14 protein-coding genes and 1 other RNA gene are annotated in these 15,035 nt (G+C 61.3%); 6 read left to right on the top strand and 9 right to left on the bottom strand.

Translation table 11 applies throughout. The features are described 5' to 3' along the window. Positions 1–112 precede the first annotated feature (112 nt). From dnaJ to hrcA, 5 genes are all read right to left on the bottom strand, one after another. Positions 113–1,240: a molecular chaperone DnaJ gene (gene dnaJ / locus IPK09_02460; GenBank protein MBK7982477.1), complete on the bottom strand. Its 1,128-nt coding sequence runs from the start codon at positions 1,238–1,240 to the stop codon at positions 113–115. A gap of 102 nt (positions 1,241–1,342) precedes the next feature. Continuing rightward, a complete protein-coding gene (gene dnaK / locus IPK09_02455; protein ID MBK7982476.1) occupies positions 1,343–3,277 on the bottom strand; it encodes a molecular chaperone DnaK in 1,935 nt (644 codons plus the stop codon). A gap of 113 nt (positions 3,278–3,390) precedes the next feature. Next, the gene (gene grpE, locus IPK09_02450) at positions 3,391–3,951 is read right to left on the bottom strand and encodes a nucleotide exchange factor GrpE (protein MBK7982475.1); all 561 of its coding nucleotides are present in this window, start codon (positions 3,949–3,951) and stop codon (positions 3,391–3,393) included. Positions 3,952–4,327: 376 nt separating this feature from the next. Continuing rightward, positions 4,328–5,467: an FIST C-terminal domain-containing protein gene (locus tag IPK09_02445; GenBank protein ID MBK7982474.1), complete on the bottom strand. Its 1,140-nt coding sequence runs from the start codon at positions 5,465–5,467 to the stop codon at positions 4,328–4,330. A gap of 118 nt (positions 5,468–5,585) precedes the next feature. Beyond that, on the bottom strand, positions 5,586–6,653 hold the full coding sequence (gene hrcA / locus IPK09_02440; GenBank protein MBK7982473.1) for a heat-inducible transcriptional repressor HrcA: 1,068 nt from the start codon (positions 6,651–6,653) through the stop codon (positions 5,586–5,588). A gap of 163 nt (positions 6,654–6,816) precedes the next feature. On the opposite strand from hrcA, the gene IPK09_02435 reads away from it, so the two are divergent. Then, a complete protein-coding gene (locus IPK09_02435; GenBank protein ID MBK7982472.1) occupies positions 6,817–7,716 on the top strand; it encodes an NAD(+) kinase in 900 nt (299 codons plus the stop codon). 10 nt (positions 7,717–7,726) lie between these two features. Continuing rightward, positions 7,727–9,409: a DNA repair protein RecN gene (gene recN, locus IPK09_02430; protein ID MBK7982471.1), complete on the top strand. Its 1,683-nt coding sequence runs from the start codon at positions 7,727–7,729 to the stop codon at positions 9,407–9,409. 110 nt (positions 9,410–9,519) lie between these two features. Here recN and fur read toward each other — a convergent pair whose 3' ends face one another. Beyond that, the gene (fur, locus tag IPK09_02425) at positions 9,520–9,987 is read right to left on the bottom strand and encodes a ferric iron uptake transcriptional regulator (GenBank protein MBK7982470.1); all 468 of its coding nucleotides are present in this window, start codon (positions 9,985–9,987) and stop codon (positions 9,520–9,522) included. A gap of 92 nt (positions 9,988–10,079) precedes the next feature. Between fur and IPK09_02420 the strand changes: the two genes are divergently transcribed. After that, positions 10,080–10,409, top strand: a complete 330-nt coding sequence (locus IPK09_02420) for an outer membrane protein assembly factor BamE (protein ID MBK7982469.1) — start codon at positions 10,080–10,082, stop codon at positions 10,407–10,409. Here the strand turns inward: IPK09_02420 and IPK09_02415 are convergent. Further along, entirely contained in the window at positions 10,406–10,750 is a 345-nt protein-coding gene (locus IPK09_02415; GenBank protein ID MBK7982468.1) for an RnfH family protein, read from the bottom strand. The genes IPK09_02420 and IPK09_02415 overlap by 4 nt on opposite strands. Then, positions 10,737–11,174 carry a type II toxin-antitoxin system RatA family toxin gene (locus tag IPK09_02410; GenBank protein MBK7982467.1) on the bottom strand — a complete coding sequence of 146 codons (438 nt, stop codon included), beginning with the start codon at positions 11,172–11,174 and terminating at the stop codon, positions 10,737–10,739. The genes IPK09_02415 and IPK09_02410 overlap by 14 nt, the downstream gene beginning before the upstream one ends. A 132-nt stretch (positions 11,175–11,306) precedes the next feature. On the opposite strand from IPK09_02410, the gene smpB reads away from it, so the two are divergent. The 3 genes from smpB (at position 11,307) to IPK09_02395 (ending at position 13,196) form a co-directional block, all read left to right on the top strand. Then, entirely contained in the window at positions 11,307–11,774 is a 468-nt protein-coding gene (smpB, locus tag IPK09_02405) for an SsrA-binding protein SmpB (protein MBK7982466.1), read from the top strand. 46 nt (positions 11,775–11,820) lie between these two features. Then, positions 11,821–12,188, top strand: a transfer-messenger RNA (tmRNA) gene (gene ssrA / locus IPK09_02400). A 324-nt stretch (positions 12,189–12,512) separates the two neighbouring features. Beyond that, positions 12,513–13,196 carry a Bax inhibitor-1/YccA family protein gene (locus tag IPK09_02395; protein ID MBK7982465.1) on the top strand — a complete coding sequence of 228 codons (684 nt, stop codon included), beginning with the start codon at positions 12,513–12,515 and terminating at the stop codon, positions 13,194–13,196. A gap of 435 nt (positions 13,197–13,631) precedes the next feature. On the opposite strand, the gene IPK09_02390 is transcribed toward IPK09_02395, so the two are convergent. Continuing rightward, positions 13,632–14,915, bottom strand: coding sequence for an MmgE/PrpD family protein (locus IPK09_02390; protein ID MBK7982464.1), 1,284 nt, complete (start codon positions 14,913–14,915; stop codon positions 13,632–13,634). Between the last annotated feature and the right edge of the window lie 120 nt (positions 14,916–15,035).

Genomic DNA, 15,035 nt, shown 5'->3' with positions numbered 1-15,035 from the left:
AGACAACTCGCGCGATCCAGCAGGAAGGGGTCTGGCCGACAACCGCGTCGTTTCGATTCAAGGGCGGTCAGCGTCGCCGACGGCTGATCAGTAACTTCGACAAAAGACCTACTTAAAACTTCATCTCTTCAAAAAATTTCTTAACCCCGTCCAGCCAGCTTCCTTCTCGCGGAGTGTGGCGCTTGCCGCCGCCTTCCAGGGAATTGGCGAACTGTTGCAGCAGCTCCTTTTGTTCCTTGGTCAGGTTGACGGGGGTTTCGACGTTGACCCGGCAGAGCAAATCGCCGGTCGCGCCGCCGCGCACCGGTTTGACGCCTTTGCCGCGCACCCGGAACACCTTGCCGGTCTGGGTTTCCGCCGGAATCTTCAGGCTGACCCGTCCGTCCAGGGTCGGCACCTCCATGTCCCCGCCCAACGCGGCGGTGGTAAAACCGATCGGCACTTCGCAATACAGATCGTTGTCCTCGCGGGTGAAGATGGGATGCGGTTTGACGCGAATTTGGACGTAGAGATCACCCGGCGAGCCGCCCTGTTCGCCGTGTTCGCCCTCACCGGCCAGCCGGATGCGATCGCCGTTGTCCACGCCCGCCGGCACTTTGACCGACAGCGACTTCTGTTCCTCGACCCGGCCGGTGCCCCGGCAGGTCTCGCAAGGTTCGGGAATGATGGTGCCGCGCCCCTGGCAGCGCGGGCAGGTCTGCTGAATCGAAAAAAAACCTTGCTGCATCCGTACTTGCCCGACGCCGCGGCAGGTCGGACAAGTGGTCGGCTTGGTGCCCGACTTGGCTCCGCTGCCCGCGCAGGCCGCGCAACTGACCAAAGTCGGCACCCTGATCTTGGCGGTAGTCCCGAAGACGGCTTCTTCCAGCGTCAGGTCCAGGGTAAAGCGCAAGTCCGAACCCCGATAGCCCTGACCGCCGCCACCGCCGCGTCCACCACCAAAGATATCCCGAAACACCCCGCCGAAAATATCGCCCAGATCGGCCGCGCCGCCGTAACCCCCGCCCGCCGACGCTTCCACGCCGGCATGGCCAAACTGATCGTAGGCGACCCGCTTGCGCGAATCGGCCAGCACCTCATAAGCCTCCTTGGCTTCCTTGAAGTTGCTCTCGGCCACCTGATCGCCCGGATTGCGGTCGGGATGGTATTTCATCGCCAGCCGCCGGTAAGACTGCCGGATTTCAGCTTCGCTCGCGTTGCGGGCCACGCTGAGGATTTCGTAATAATCGCGCTTGGACATGGTCTTCCGTTGTGGGCGTCCGTAAAGAGGGACCGAGCAAAAACCAAAAATCCGGGAATGCTTTCGCCTTCCCGGATGTTGAGTTTACCGCAATCGAGTCGCTTACTTCTTGACTTCCTCGAATTCGGCGTCCACCACGCCGTCATCGGCGGGCTTGTGACCGCCGCCGCCCGGTCCCGCCGGACCGCCGGGGCCGCCTTCTGGTCCGCCGCCGGCCTGCGCGTACAGCCGCTCGGCCAGCTTGCCGGACAGCTCCGCCAAGGTGCGGGTCTTGGCCTCGATGGCGTTCTTGTTATCGGTCTTGGCGGTGGTGCGCAGATCGCTGATCGCCGCTTCGATCGGCCCGCGCTCGCCGCCCTCCACCTTATCGCCCAAATCGCGCAAGGTCTTCTCGGTGCCGTGGATCAAGTTTTCGGCCTGATTGCGGACGTTGACCAGCTCGTGGAACTTCTTGTCCTCCTCGGCGTGGGCCTCGGCGTCGCCGACCATCCGCTTGATCTCCTCCTCCGACAAACCGGAGGACGCCTTGATCACGATGCGGTTCTCCTTGCCGGTGGCCTTGTCCTTGGCCGAGACGTGCAGGATGCCGTTGGCGTCGATGTCGAAGGTCACTTCGATCTGCGGCACGCCGCGTGGCGCCGAGGGGATATCGGTCAGATCGAACTTGCCCAACGACTTGTTGGCCTGGGCCATCTCGCGCTCGCCTTGCAGCACGTGCACCGTCACCGCCGTCTGGTTGTCGTCGGCGGTCGAGAACACCTGGGTCGCCTTGGTCGGAATGGTGGTGTTCTTCTCGATCAGCTTGGTCATCACCCCGCCCAAGGTCTCGATGCCCAGCGATAGCGGGGTCACGTCCAGCAACAGCACGTCCTTGACCTGGCCGCCCAGCACGCCGCCTTGAATCGCCGCGCCGACCGCCACCGCCTCGTCGGGGTTCACGTCCTTGCGCGGCTCCTTGCCGAAGAACTCGCGAACCTTTTCCTGCACCTTGGGCATCCGGGTCTGACCGCCGACCAGCAACACATCGTCGATCTGGCCGATGCCCAAGCCCGCATCCTTCAGCGCGGTGCGGCACGGGCCGATGGTCTTGTCGATCAAATCCTCGACCAGCGACTCCAGCTTGGCGCGGGTCAGCTTGAGGTTCAAATGCTTCGGGCCGCTGGCGTCCGCCGTGATGTAGGGCAGGTTGATCTCGCTTTGCTGGCTGGAAGACAGTTCGATCTTGGCCTTCTCGGCGGCTTCCTTCAATCGTTGCAGCGCCAGCGGATCGTTGGTCAAGTTGATACCCGATTCCTTTTGGAACTGCTCGATTAGGTAATCGATGATCCGCTTGTCGAAGTCCTCGCCGCCCAGGAAGGTGTCGCCGTTGGTCGAGAGCACCTCAAACTGCTTCTCGCCGTCCACGCCGGCGATCTCGATGATCGAGATATCGAAAGTGCCGCCGCCCAGGTCGTAAACCGCGATCTTACGGTCCTTGGTGGTGGACTTGTCCATGCCAAAGGCCAAGGCCGCCGCCGTCGGCTCGTTGATGATGCGTTTGACCTCCAGGCCGGCGATGCGGCCGGCGTCCTTGGTGGCCTGGCGCTGGCTGTCGTTGAAGTAGGCCGGCACCGTGATCACCGCCTCGGTGACCGGATGGCCGAGATAATCCTCGGCGGTTTTCTTCATCTTCATCAGCACCCGCGCGGAAATTTCCGGCGGGGCCATCTTTTTGCCGCGCGCCTCAACCCAGGCGTCACCGTTGTCGGCCTTGGCAATCTTGTAAGGCACCAGGTCGATGTCCTTTTGCACTTCCGGCTCGTTGAAGCGACGGCCGATCAGACGCTTGATCGCGAATAAGGTGTTCTGCGGGTTAGTCACCGCCTGCCGTTTGGCCGGCTGGCCAACAATGACTTCGCCATCTTCAAGGAAAGCGACCACCGAGGGAGTAGTACGGTCGCCTTCGCTGTTTTCGATGACGCGCGGCTTGCCGCTCTCCATGACCGCCACGCAGGAATTGGTGGTGCCCAGGTCGATACCGATAATAATATTGCTCATTGCCATGCTCTCTATTTTCAGGGAATTCAGTTAGCCATCGTTACCTGCCGCCAGATGTGGGGACGATCGGGGGCGTTTTCAATGGCGGCGCGCCAGAGGGGCGCCGGGGTTCCTCACGTCCGCTTGGGTGGGGCCTGCGCCACCAGCACCTTGGCGGGTCGGACCAGACGATCATTGAGCAGATAGCCTTTCTGCACCACCTGCGCCACGGTGTTGGGCTCGGCCTGATCGCTCGGCACCACCGCCATGGCTTCGTGTTCGCTCGGATCGAACTTGGCGCCGAGGGGGTTTACTTCGCGCAGGCCAAATTTCTCCATCGCCAAGGCCAATTGCTTGAGGGTCAGTTCGACGCCCTCCCGCAATTGGGCGACATCCACCTCCCCGCCGGCCGCCGCCAAGCCCATTTCCAGGCTGTCGCGCACCGGCAGCAATTCGCCGAAAAAGCGTTCCAGCGCGAATTTATGCGCGTTCTGGACATCGCGTTCGGTGCGCTTGCGCAGGTTTTCCATCTCGGCGTGCGCGCCCAGATACAGCTTCCAGTGCTCGTCAGCCTTGGCCAGGGCTTGATCCAAGTCCCGTTGCAGCGTGTCGAATTCCTCGCGGCTGACCAAAATCTCGCTATCCGCCTCATCCGCCGGGCTGGCAGCGGCGGAATCGGCGGCGGGCTGTTTCATGTCGGCGCCGTTCGGGCGGACGCCGGGTTCCAACACGGGTTTAGGGGTCATCATCCGTTCTCCATCACCACATCGAATCGGTCGGGCGACCGAGAGTCGCCCCTGATGGCCAAGAACTGGGGTCGACCCGGAAAAATTTCAAGGGTAGGTCCATCGCCGTTTTCGCTCGATGGCGAGCAGCGTTGGCGGGAAGGCCTCAAAACGGGCAAATCAGAGGATCGGCGGTGGCGTCGGCAAACGCGGCCCGACTGGAGCGCGTCTGGATCGGCGGCGGCGGCGGGAAAAATGCCGCGCCCGGCTCAGCAACGGCTGCCAGCTGATCTCGCTCCGCGCCAGCGCCAAGTCGCGGAGCACGGCGAGACCCCCCGTTCCCGGCTCATCCCGCTTTCCAGACCTTGCACACCAAAGCCGCGTTGTGAAACAGGGGATAGCCCCACTCGTGGCTGTTGCCGATTTCCCCCAGGGAAAGCGCGCCAACCAAGCGGCCGGCACCGGTTTTCTCATGCAAGGCCATCAGTTCAGCCCGCGCGTCCGCACCGAGATGCAACCGCCGGCCGGCGCAATAAAACGTCAGCAGATCGGCCCCGCTCAGCCCGCCTTCCGCCTTGATCAACCCCTGCGCGATGCGGTCCACGGTATGCGAGGACCGCGCCGGCGGCCCTTGCAACAGCGCCAGCATGGCGTTGGGCGGGATTTCACCGACGCACAGCAACGAACCATCGTCGAGCAGCGCCACGGGGATCCGAACGATGATTTCATCATTGGCGCGCAGGATGCCGAACGGGAAGTGCGTGGCGTAGTGATAAAAATTATCCCGAGTCAGGTCGATCCCGTATTGGACGCGCATCAGCTCCTGATAAACCTCGAAGGCGGGCCGCCAGTCGATGCTGACGACCCGGTTGCCCTCGGTGGAGGTGGCGGTCAGCATCTGCTCCGGCGCCTGGTAGCCATGTTCGATGACAGCGCCCCGCGCGTCGGACAGCAACAGCCACAACACCCCGTTTTGCCCGAGCCGGTCGCGGTCGAACAAGCAGGGTATGGGCTGAAAGGTTTCGCTGCCTGCGTTGACGCCGACATAGCGCACCCGATCGGCCAATTGCAAATAAAGCCCTTCCAGGATCGAGGCGATATTGGGCAACATCGCATCGAAAATCATGAACAGGGTCGAGTGTCGATCCGTCAGATGCGGCGTCACGGCGGCGGCGATGCGGGCGGCGGGCTCTTCGCCGGGGGCATTAAGACCGACGATCAACCCGGTGGGGGGCATTCGATCCCAGCGCAACAGCCAGACTCCGTCCGTGGCAAAGGCGCCATCCAGAAGCAGCGCCGGAAACAAACCGCCACTCAAGGGCAACGACAGTTCGCGGCACACGGCCTGCAACGCATCGAGACGGGAAAGCGCCGCTTCCGGCAACAAGGCCAACACCCCGCTGTCCGGCCATGCCTCACGCCACGCGCCAAGCACGCTTTTAAGCGCCGCGCCCTCCAGGGAATTCAGATAGACGCAAGCGGACATGATTGGTTAACGACCAATGATTGTATATAATTTGAAACAAAAAACCGATAAATACTATAGAACATTGATCGTATAATATCAATATAATAGTGGGAAAGCGGGATCGGGATTCGCCATACTAGTCTTGTTCGTTAAGCGCCGCCGCCAGCAGCCGAGCGGTGACATCCACCACCGGAATGACCCGGTCGTAAGCCATTCGGGTCGGACCGATGACCCCCAGCACGCCGAGCACCTGACCTTCCACGGTATAAGGCGCGGTCACGACGCTATAACCTTCCAAGGCGCCGAAGCCGGATTCTTCGCCGATGAAAATCTGCACGCCTTCGGCATGAAGGCATTGATCGAACAAATCCAGTAAATCCCGCTTGTGATTGAAAGCTTCAAACAATTGCCGCAATCGGTCGAGATCGGATAAATCCGCATACTGCATCAGGTGCGTCTGGCCGGCCACGACGTAATCTTCGCTGGCCGGTTCGGTTTCGAAGGTCTGCTCCGCCATCTCGACCACGGTCTGCATCAACCGGTCGAGGCTATCTCGGGTCTCACGCAACTCCCGCAGCAAGGATTCGCGAACCTGCTTGATGCTTTTGCCAGCGAACTGGTCGTTCAAATAGTGGGCGGCCTGTTGCAGTTCCACCGTGTTGTAAGGCCGGCGCGTTTGGATGATGCGGTTTTGCACTTCTTGGGCGTTCAAAACCAGCACGACCAGCACGCGATTTTCGGACAGCGGCAAAAATTCCACGTGGCGCAAGGTCATCACCTTGCGGCGCGGCAACATCACGATACCCGCCAGCCGGGTGGTTCCCGATAACAGCGTCGACACCGTTTGCGCCAGTCCGGTATTGCTCTGGATCGATTGGCCGATCCGCTGCCGGAACCGTTCGACCTCCCCATCGCCCAACGGCTGGAGGTTGAGCAGCGCATCGACGAACAGCCGGTAGCCGCGGGCCGTCGGCACCCGGCCGGCGGAGGTATGCGGGGAATGGAGATAGCCCAGTTCTTCCAAATCCGCCATGACGTTACGGACCGTGGCCGGGCTCAGATCGAGGCCCGCGTCGCGCGCCAACGTCCGCGAGCCGACCGGCTGGCCATCGCGGATGTAGCGCTCGACCAGCGCTTTCAGCAAATGCTGGGTGCGTTCGTTGAGCGTGGGATAAACTCCCGCTGGAAGTTCCTTAGGGTACATACCGGCTGGCTTCTCCTCAGGTCTGGCACTCTTGACCGGAGAGTGCCAAGCGAAGCTAGCAATTACTCTTTGGAGAGTCAAGTTATTATGCGTGTTATCAGACGCATGGCGCGCTTTCCTCGAAAATGATAAGTTGCCCTTCCCGACCATGCAGTACGAAACGATGTCCATCTCGGTTTTTCACACTATCGGACTGATCGGCAAATTCGGCGACCCCAACGTCGCCCACACGCTCAACCAGATCGCGGCTTACCTGCGCCAGCGCCAGCTGCGGGTCTTGCTCGATGAAAGCTCGGCGCGGCTAATTCCCGACAACGGTCTGGAAGCCGCCAGTCGCGCCACGATCGGAGAACGCTGCGATCTGGCGATCGTCATGGGCGGCGACGGCACCATCCTCAACGCCGCCCGCTCGCTGGTGGATTATGAAGTGCCGATTTTGGGGGTCAATCTCGGCCGCCTGGGTTTTTTGGCCGATGTCTCCCCCAGCGAAATTCCTCATGGCTTGGATCAAGTGCTGGCCGGACAGTTTCGCGAAGCCCGTCGCTCGTTGCTGCACGCGCAAGTGATTCACGAAGGCCATGTGGCGAGCGAAACTGACGCGCTCAACGATGTGGTGATCCACAAGCGCGAAGTCGCCCGCATGATCGAAGTGGACGCCTTTCTCGATGGCCGCTTCCTCAACGCGTATCGGGCCGATGGCCTGATCATCTCCACCCCGACCGGCTCCACCGCCTATGCCCTGGCCAGCGGCGGGCCGATCATCCATCCGGCGCTGGAAGCGGTGGTGGTGGTGCCGATCTGCCCCCACACCCTCACGCACCGCCCGATCGTGGTCAAGGCGGACAGCGTCATCGAAGTGGTGTTGAATTCCGCCAACACCACCCAAACCCAAATCACCTGCGACGGCCAGGTCAGCCTGGCCATCGAATCGGGCGACCGAATCGTGATCCGTAAAAAAGACCGTAAGGTGCGCCTGATCCATCCGGTCGGCCACGACCACTTCGAGCTGCTGCGGGCCAAGCTGCGCTGGGGCCTCAGCCCGGAAGCGTCCTCGTCGACTTGAACGGCTGGCCATGTTGACCCAATTACGCATCCACGACTTCGCCATCGTCGAAGCACTGGAACTGGAGTTGACCGGCGGCATGACGGCCGTGACCGGAGAAACCGGGGCCGGCAAATCGATCCTGGTCGATGCCATCGGCTTGTTGCTGGGCGACCGGGCCGACGCTGGAACCATCCGCCATGGCGCGGAACGGACCGACATCAGCGCGGTGTTCGATCTCGATGCCCTGCCGGCCGCTCGCGCTTGGCTGTCCGAGCGCGATCTCGACGGCGAGGATTGCCACTTGCGCCGGGTCATCGCCCGCAACGGCCGCTCGCGCAGCTACATCAACGGTGTCCCCCAACCGACCCAGGCGGCGCGCGAGCTAGGCGAACTGCTGGTGGACATCCACGGCCAGCACGAACACCAATCGCTGCTGCGCCGTGAAGCGCAACGGCAACTGCTCGACGACTACGCCGGCAACCAGCCCTTGGCGACGGAGGTGGAAAAGGCTTACCGCCAGTGGAACGGCCTGCGCCAGGAACTGCGCGACCTGCGACAAGCCAGCAGCGAACGCGACGCCCGACTCGACATCCTGCGCTACCATCTGCACGAACTGGCGGCCTTGAATTTGACCGAGGGCGAAATCGCCGAGCTCGAATCCGAGCAGCGGCGACTGGCCAACGCCAGCGAGCTGCTGGAAACCGGCCAGCGGCTACTGGGGCGGCTGACCGATAGTGATGACGGCGCCGTCAGCGACCGGCTCACCGAAAGCTTGCGCGAGCTGGAGGCTCTCAAGCGCCTGGACGGCCGGCTTGGCCCGGTCGGTGAGTTGCTGGAAGCCGCGCTGATTCAAATTCAGGAAGCGGGCGCGGAACTGCGCGGCTATGTGGAGCGGCTCGATCTCGATCCCGGCCATCTGACCAAAGTCGAGCAGCGCATGACCGCCGCCCATCAGCTCGCCCGCAAACATCAGGTCGCGACCGAGGAACTGCCGGCTTTACGCACCCGGTTCGAAACGGAACTAGACGCCCTCGAACACAGCGAAACCCGGCTGGAAAGCTTGCAACAGGCGTTGAGCGAAGCCCGAGACGAGTATCGCAACCGGGCCGAGCAACTGAGCGAACGTCGGGCCACGGCGGCGCGGGAGCTGGGCGGGCGGATCTCCGAGACGCTGGCGGAGCTGGGAATGCCGGGCGGGCGCTTCGCCATCGTGTTGGAGCGGTTGGACAAACCCGCGCCGGGCGGCTTGGAAACCGTGGAATTTCAGGTCAGCGCCAATCCTGGCCAACCGCCAAGACCGCTGGTCAAGGTCGCTTCCGGCGGCGAGCTGTCGCGCATCAGCTTGGCGATTCAGGTCATCGCCGCCCGCGCCGCCCGCATTCCCACGCTGATCTTCGATGAGGTGGACAGCGGCATCGGCGGCGGAGTGGCGGAAGTGGTCGGCCGGCAGCTGCGGGCCCTCGGCGCCAACCGCCAAGTGTTTTGCGTCACTCATCTCCCGCAAGTCGCCGCCCAGGCGCACCAGCAATTCAAGGTGGAAAAACAGAGCGACGGCGAAAGCACCCATACCCACGTTTTTCCCCTGAATTCGGAAGAACGGGTGACCGAGGTCGCTCGGATGCTGGGCGGGCTGGAACTGACCGCCAACACGCTGGCGCACGCCAGGGAGATGGTGGAAAAGGCAGATCCAGCGACGCCGGATGAAAACTAAACGAACCCGTTCATGCGGAAGCGGAATCGAAATGACAGCCCGCCGCCGCCGCTACGAAATCCCGATCCGCCACAACCCAGCCGGCCCCAACAGAGCGTAGCCGCTCGGCGTTACGGTTCTCCGCTCGCCAGGCGCGCCTCGTACTCCTCGCCCTCCGACGGGCGATGCGGGCACTCAGAGCGGTTGCAGTGACCGTAAAGAATCAGGCAATGCTCGGCCAGCTCGAAACCGAGCCGCTGGCAGATGCCGCGCTGGCGTCGTTCGATTTCCTCATCGCAGAATTCTTCGAGCCGCCCGCACTCCAGGCACAGAATATGATCGTGGTGTTCGCCCTGATTGATCTCGAACACCGAATGGCCGCCTTCGAAATGATGGCGTCTGACCAAGCCCGCCGATTCAAACTGAGTCAATACCCGATACACCGTCGCCAAGCCGACTTCCTCGCCGGAATCGACTAGCGCCCGATAAATCGCTTCGGCGGTCATGTGTAGGCTGTCCTGCTGCTGCAACATGTCGAGGATCTTGATGCGCGGCAACGTGACTTTCAGCCCTGCCTGTTTGAGTTCTTTGGAGCCCACGTGGAACTCTCCGGGGGTTGCGCTTGCCCGCGGGTTGCCGTTGTACGCTATGATGTGGCTCAGTCAACATCGCAACCCGGACCTTGTCTTCCATGCCTCATTCACTTTTACGCGCCGCCGGCCTTCTGCTGCTGGTTCTGACGGCCGGCTGTCGTTCGTACCTCCCCAGCTTCTACACCGTCCCGGTCCGCCAAGGCAACTATATCGACCAGGCGGCCGTCGCCCAATTGAGTTCCGGCATGACCAAACAGCAGGTGCAGCGCATTCTGGGCACCCCGTTGGTCAACGATCCCTTCCACCAAAACCGTTGGGACTACTACTACCAATACGGCAAGGGCGCCAAAATCAGCGAACAGCGCCGCATCACGTTGTTCTTCAGCGGCGAAACGCTCGATAGAGTCGAGGACGGGGCGAAGAATTAAGCGGATTCGGCTTCCGCATCGCCGCCGCCCTTGCGCATCCGCTTGCCCTCGGCGGCCCGCTTCTTGCGCACCTCCTTGGGGTCGGCCAGCAAGGGCCGGTAGATTTCGACCCGGTCGCCGGGCCGCACGGCGGCCGACAGCTTGCTCAGCTTGCCGAACACTCCGACCTTGGCGGTTGGGAGTTGAATTTCTGGAAATCGTTCCAAAATATGGGAGTCGAGGATCGCTTGTTCCAGCGTCGCGCCCGCCGGCACCTCGACCGTGAGGATCGTCTGTTCGTCGGGGCGAGCATAGGCGATTTCGACCCGGACGGTGGCTGGTTTGGGATCAGCGTCGGCCATAGAGGTCCACCGCGCGCTTGCAGAAAGCGTCCACCAGCGAGTTGGCGATTTGTTTGAAGACGGGCTCGACCGCCACTCGCAGCAAGGTATTGGCAAACTCGAACTCCATGTCGAGCGACACCTTGGAAGCGCCGGCACGCAGCGACTCGAAGCGCCAATAGCCTTGCAAGCGTTTGAAAGGGCCTTCCAACAGCCGGATATCGATCATTTTGTTGGGTTGCATTCGGTTGCAGGTGGTAAAGGATTTATGCACGCCACTCTTGGCCATTTCGATGGTCGCCCGCACTTCATCCGCGCTGCGGCTCAGGATGCGAGCGGACCGACACCAGGGCAAAAATTGTGGATACGCTTCGATGTTTTCGACCAACCCGTACATTTCAGCCGCCGAATACAGGACCAGGGCGCTTTTGTTGACGGTCGCCACGACTCGCTCTCCATTACGGCGTTATCGATATTGTTATCAGACTCCAGCGGGGCAAGTTTGGTTGAATCGGTGCCCATCCTCAAGCGTTACCCGCCAAGCCGCCCGCGTTCAGCCTCTCATTAAGATTCGACCATGAGCAAGAAACCAACGACCAACCCTCAGATCGCCGGCAACAAGAAGGCGTATCACGAATATTTCATTGAAGAGCATTACGAGGCGGGCTTGGCCTTGCAGGGCTGGGAGGTCAAAAGCCTGCGGGCCAGCCGCGCCCATCTCAAGGAAAGCTACGTGCTGCTGCGCGACGGTGAGGCGTTCTTGTTCGGCTGTCACATCTCGCCGCTGGCCTCGGCCTCCACTCACGTTCAGGCCGACCCGACCCGCACTCGCAAGCTGTTGTTACACAAGGAGGAGATCGGCCGGCTGATCGGCTCGGTCGAGCGCAAGGGCTACACCTTGATTCCGCTGTCGATGTACTGGAAACACAACCGCGCCAAGCTGGATATCGGCCTGGCGCGCGGCAAGAAAGAATACGACAAGCGGGCGACCGACAAGGATCGCGATTGGGAGCGCGACAAGCAGCGGCTGATGCGGGAACGATAGTTCGCTGGGAACTTTACGGTCGTCGCGCTATCATAATGGCGCTAACGGGGGCGATCCGGTTTCGACGTGGATTGCAAAACCTGAGGCGCATGCCGAGGATGCAGCTCGCCTCGTTAATCAGGCTGCAAACTATAGTCGCCAACGACGACAGCTACGCACTGGCGGCCTAACGCCCGCCAGCCTCTGACCGGAACTTGCTTGTGAGGTCCGTAGCCCTTCGGGGCGCTTCAGGGGTCGACCCAACATAAGCTCGCGCCGATCTTGTCCGGGGGTGAGGCGCTAAAACTGACCGGAACCGCCGTTCGCCGCCCTGCCGGTCGGGTTGCGAGCGGTTAAAGCAAAGACCAGGCTAAGCATGTAGGGCCGAGGGCGGAGGATTTGCGGACGGGGGTTCGATTCCCCCCGCCTCCACCATTTCAAGGTTTCAAGAAGTCTCGGAACGTTTTGAAAAGTATTAAAATCCGCGATTCCGCAGATTTTTTACCGCTATGGTTATTATTTCACCGGTCAGCCCAAGCGTTTTTTTAGCAAAACATAACGCTATGAATCTCCCCACCCTATCGCCTTGCCAAAAAGGGGAAACACGGGCAACGACCTCAAGGCGACAATTGAAACTGGGAAACTGGCGACAAAGCGATATAAAATCAATCATGAAACCGGCCGCTCCAAACGGGAACCGTCCGCGTTTATCCCTGTCATAAAGTGTCAGTTCGATCATCCTGGGAGGTTGATAACCCAATGCTGCAAAGAAACGATTTACTGGCCAAGGCACCGGTTACGCTGGCGCCTGAACGATCGCTGACCACCAATAAGGTCTTGCGCAACACTTACCTGTTGCTGTCGATGACCCTGCTGTTCAGCGCGTTCACGGCGGGCGTCGCCATCGTCACCCACGCGCCGCCGCTGCACTGGCTGATCACTCTGGGCGGCTATTTCGGTTTGCTGTTCGTCGTCACTAAACTGCGCAACAGCGTTTGGGGTTTGGCGGCGGTCTTCGCGCTGACCGGTTTCCTCGGTTATACCTTGGGACCGATCCTGAGCCTGTATCTGAGCTTGCCCAACGGCCCGCAACTGGTGATGACCGCGTTGGCCGGCACCGGCGCGATTTTCCTGGCCCTGTCCGGCTATGCGCTGGTCAGCCGCAAGGATTTCAGCTTCATGGGCGGCTTTTTGATGGTGGGTATGCTGGTCGCCTTTCTGGCTAGCATCGGCGCCGTCCTGTTCCACTTGCCGATGTTGTCCCTGGCCGTCTCGGCGATGGTGATTCTGCTGATGTCCGGCATGATCCTGTGGCAGACCAGCGATATCATCCACGGCGGTGAAACTAACTACATCATGGCCACCGTCACCCTCTACATCACGCTGTTCAATCTGTTCGTCAACCTGCTGCAAATCCTGGGCATCTTCTCCGGCGACGACTGACAGCGTTCGCTAGAGCGCTTTTAGCCCAGCGAAGCCCCGCCTCGAGCGGGGCTTTTTGTCGTCAATCACTCTGGATAAATCAATTCTAGCGCGGTCGCGCCTCCCGCTGACACCCCATCCACCAGGGCCAGTTCGTGTTCGCGCCGCAGCAAGAAGGTCCAAGCTGGTAGGGCCGCCTTTTCCGATATCTTTCGCTCGATCAGCCGTCATACAAACAAAAAAAGGCCGGACAAGAGCGTCCGGCCAAAAACCACCAAAGGAGGATGTGCGACAGGCTGAGGAGAAGAGAACTGCCCGTCACACGCTGGCTATCTTAGCAAAAAAATCAGAAAAAACATACCAGTTTTCGTTGTTTTTCGGCAAAAAACAACATTTTATTGAATAAACAACTGGTTATCGCAGAATTTTTCCGCTTATTTTGCTGCATTGCCAAAATCAGTTGGCTCGCAATGGCAAATGCGGCAACGCCGCATCGTCGGAAAGCGCCAGGATGGCGTCGATGAGTCGATCTGGTTCGCGCACCCCGCCGTAAGTCATCAACATGCGGGCCTTGGCGATCAATTCGACCGGCGATATGGCCGCTTCGGGATCGCCTTTGGCATGAGTGCGCCGCACGGTCAGCCGTTCGCCATCGCGCGCCGTCACCGTCACCGCGCTGCCCCAGGCGTGCGGATAAGCCGTGGCGTAAGGCTCGGCCACCCGCACGGTGACCCGCTCGCGCAGCGCCGCCAGCTCCTCGCGCGCGGGTTCGGCAAAGGCCGCGAAATCCACCGCCTCTCGGGTCAGCGCCGCCGCCACGCAATGTTGCAGTGAGAATTTGGCTTCATAATCGCTCTGCGGCGCGGCGCGATCACAAACCTGCAAAGCCGCTGGATACGCTTCCACTTCGATCCGTTCAATCGCCTCGACCACGATGCGGTGGCGCAACTCAAGCGCGGCGTCGATGGCCGGATGGGTATGCCGGCAAGAAGGCCAAGGCTTGATCGAGGTTTGCAGCAACTGCCAGGGGCCAGCTGGATCACGCGTCACCGCGGCGGGATCGGCGTCGGGACACGTTGCAACGAACCAGCCCTTGGCGCCTTCCAGAATCCTTGAAGGTCCGGTGAAACCGGAACGCGCCAAATCCGCCGCCAGCACGCCCGCCTCCGCCGCCCGGCCGGCGTGCAGGTGTTTGGTCATCGCCCCGGTGTCCATAAATTGCCAAAGCCCGGATGATTGGGCTCCGGCGTTGCCCAAGGCATGAGCTGTCGCCGGCGCATCGAGTTGCAACAACCCCGCCGCCGCCATCGCCGAGCCATAGGGGCCACACGTTGCGGTGTTGTGCCAAATCCGATAATGAGTCGGACCGACGGCCATGCCCACGCGGATCGCCGCTTCGTAACCCCACAAGATCGCCTTGAGCACGGCATGGCCGCGAATGCCTTCCCGCACCGCCAACCACCAGGCCGCCGGCGCCACCACACAGCCAGGATGCACCACCGAAGCTCGGTGTAGGTCATCGGTTTCCAGAATGTGAGTCAGCGCTCCAAACAAGAACGCCTGGCGCTGGGTATCCAGACTTTCGCCGGCCCAGCGCAACAAGATCGCACCGGGCTCGGTCGCGCGACCGGCCAGCGCGTTCGCCATGGTATCCAGCGTCAACAAGGCGGCATGTTCGAGATCGGTGGACGTGACCGGCTTGCTGGCGATCAGCTCGGTCAATTGCTGGGTCAAGGTCAGATCAGGCACGTGGTTATCCTCTCTCGGGCGGCGAGCGTTATAATTTTACTGGAGAAAGCGGCTGGGCTTTCGGAGTGACTGCTTTATGGATTGTAGCGGCTGGCGAAAACAACGCCTCGA

This window comes from Candidatus Competibacteraceae bacterium (assembly GCA_016713505.1).
In the GTDB taxonomy this organism is placed as follows: Bacteria; Pseudomonadota; Gammaproteobacteria; order Competibacterales; family Competibacteraceae; genus Competibacter_A.
The sequence above is the reverse complement of the archived record's forward strand: the minus strand, read 5'-3'. Positions and strand labels throughout refer to the sequence as shown.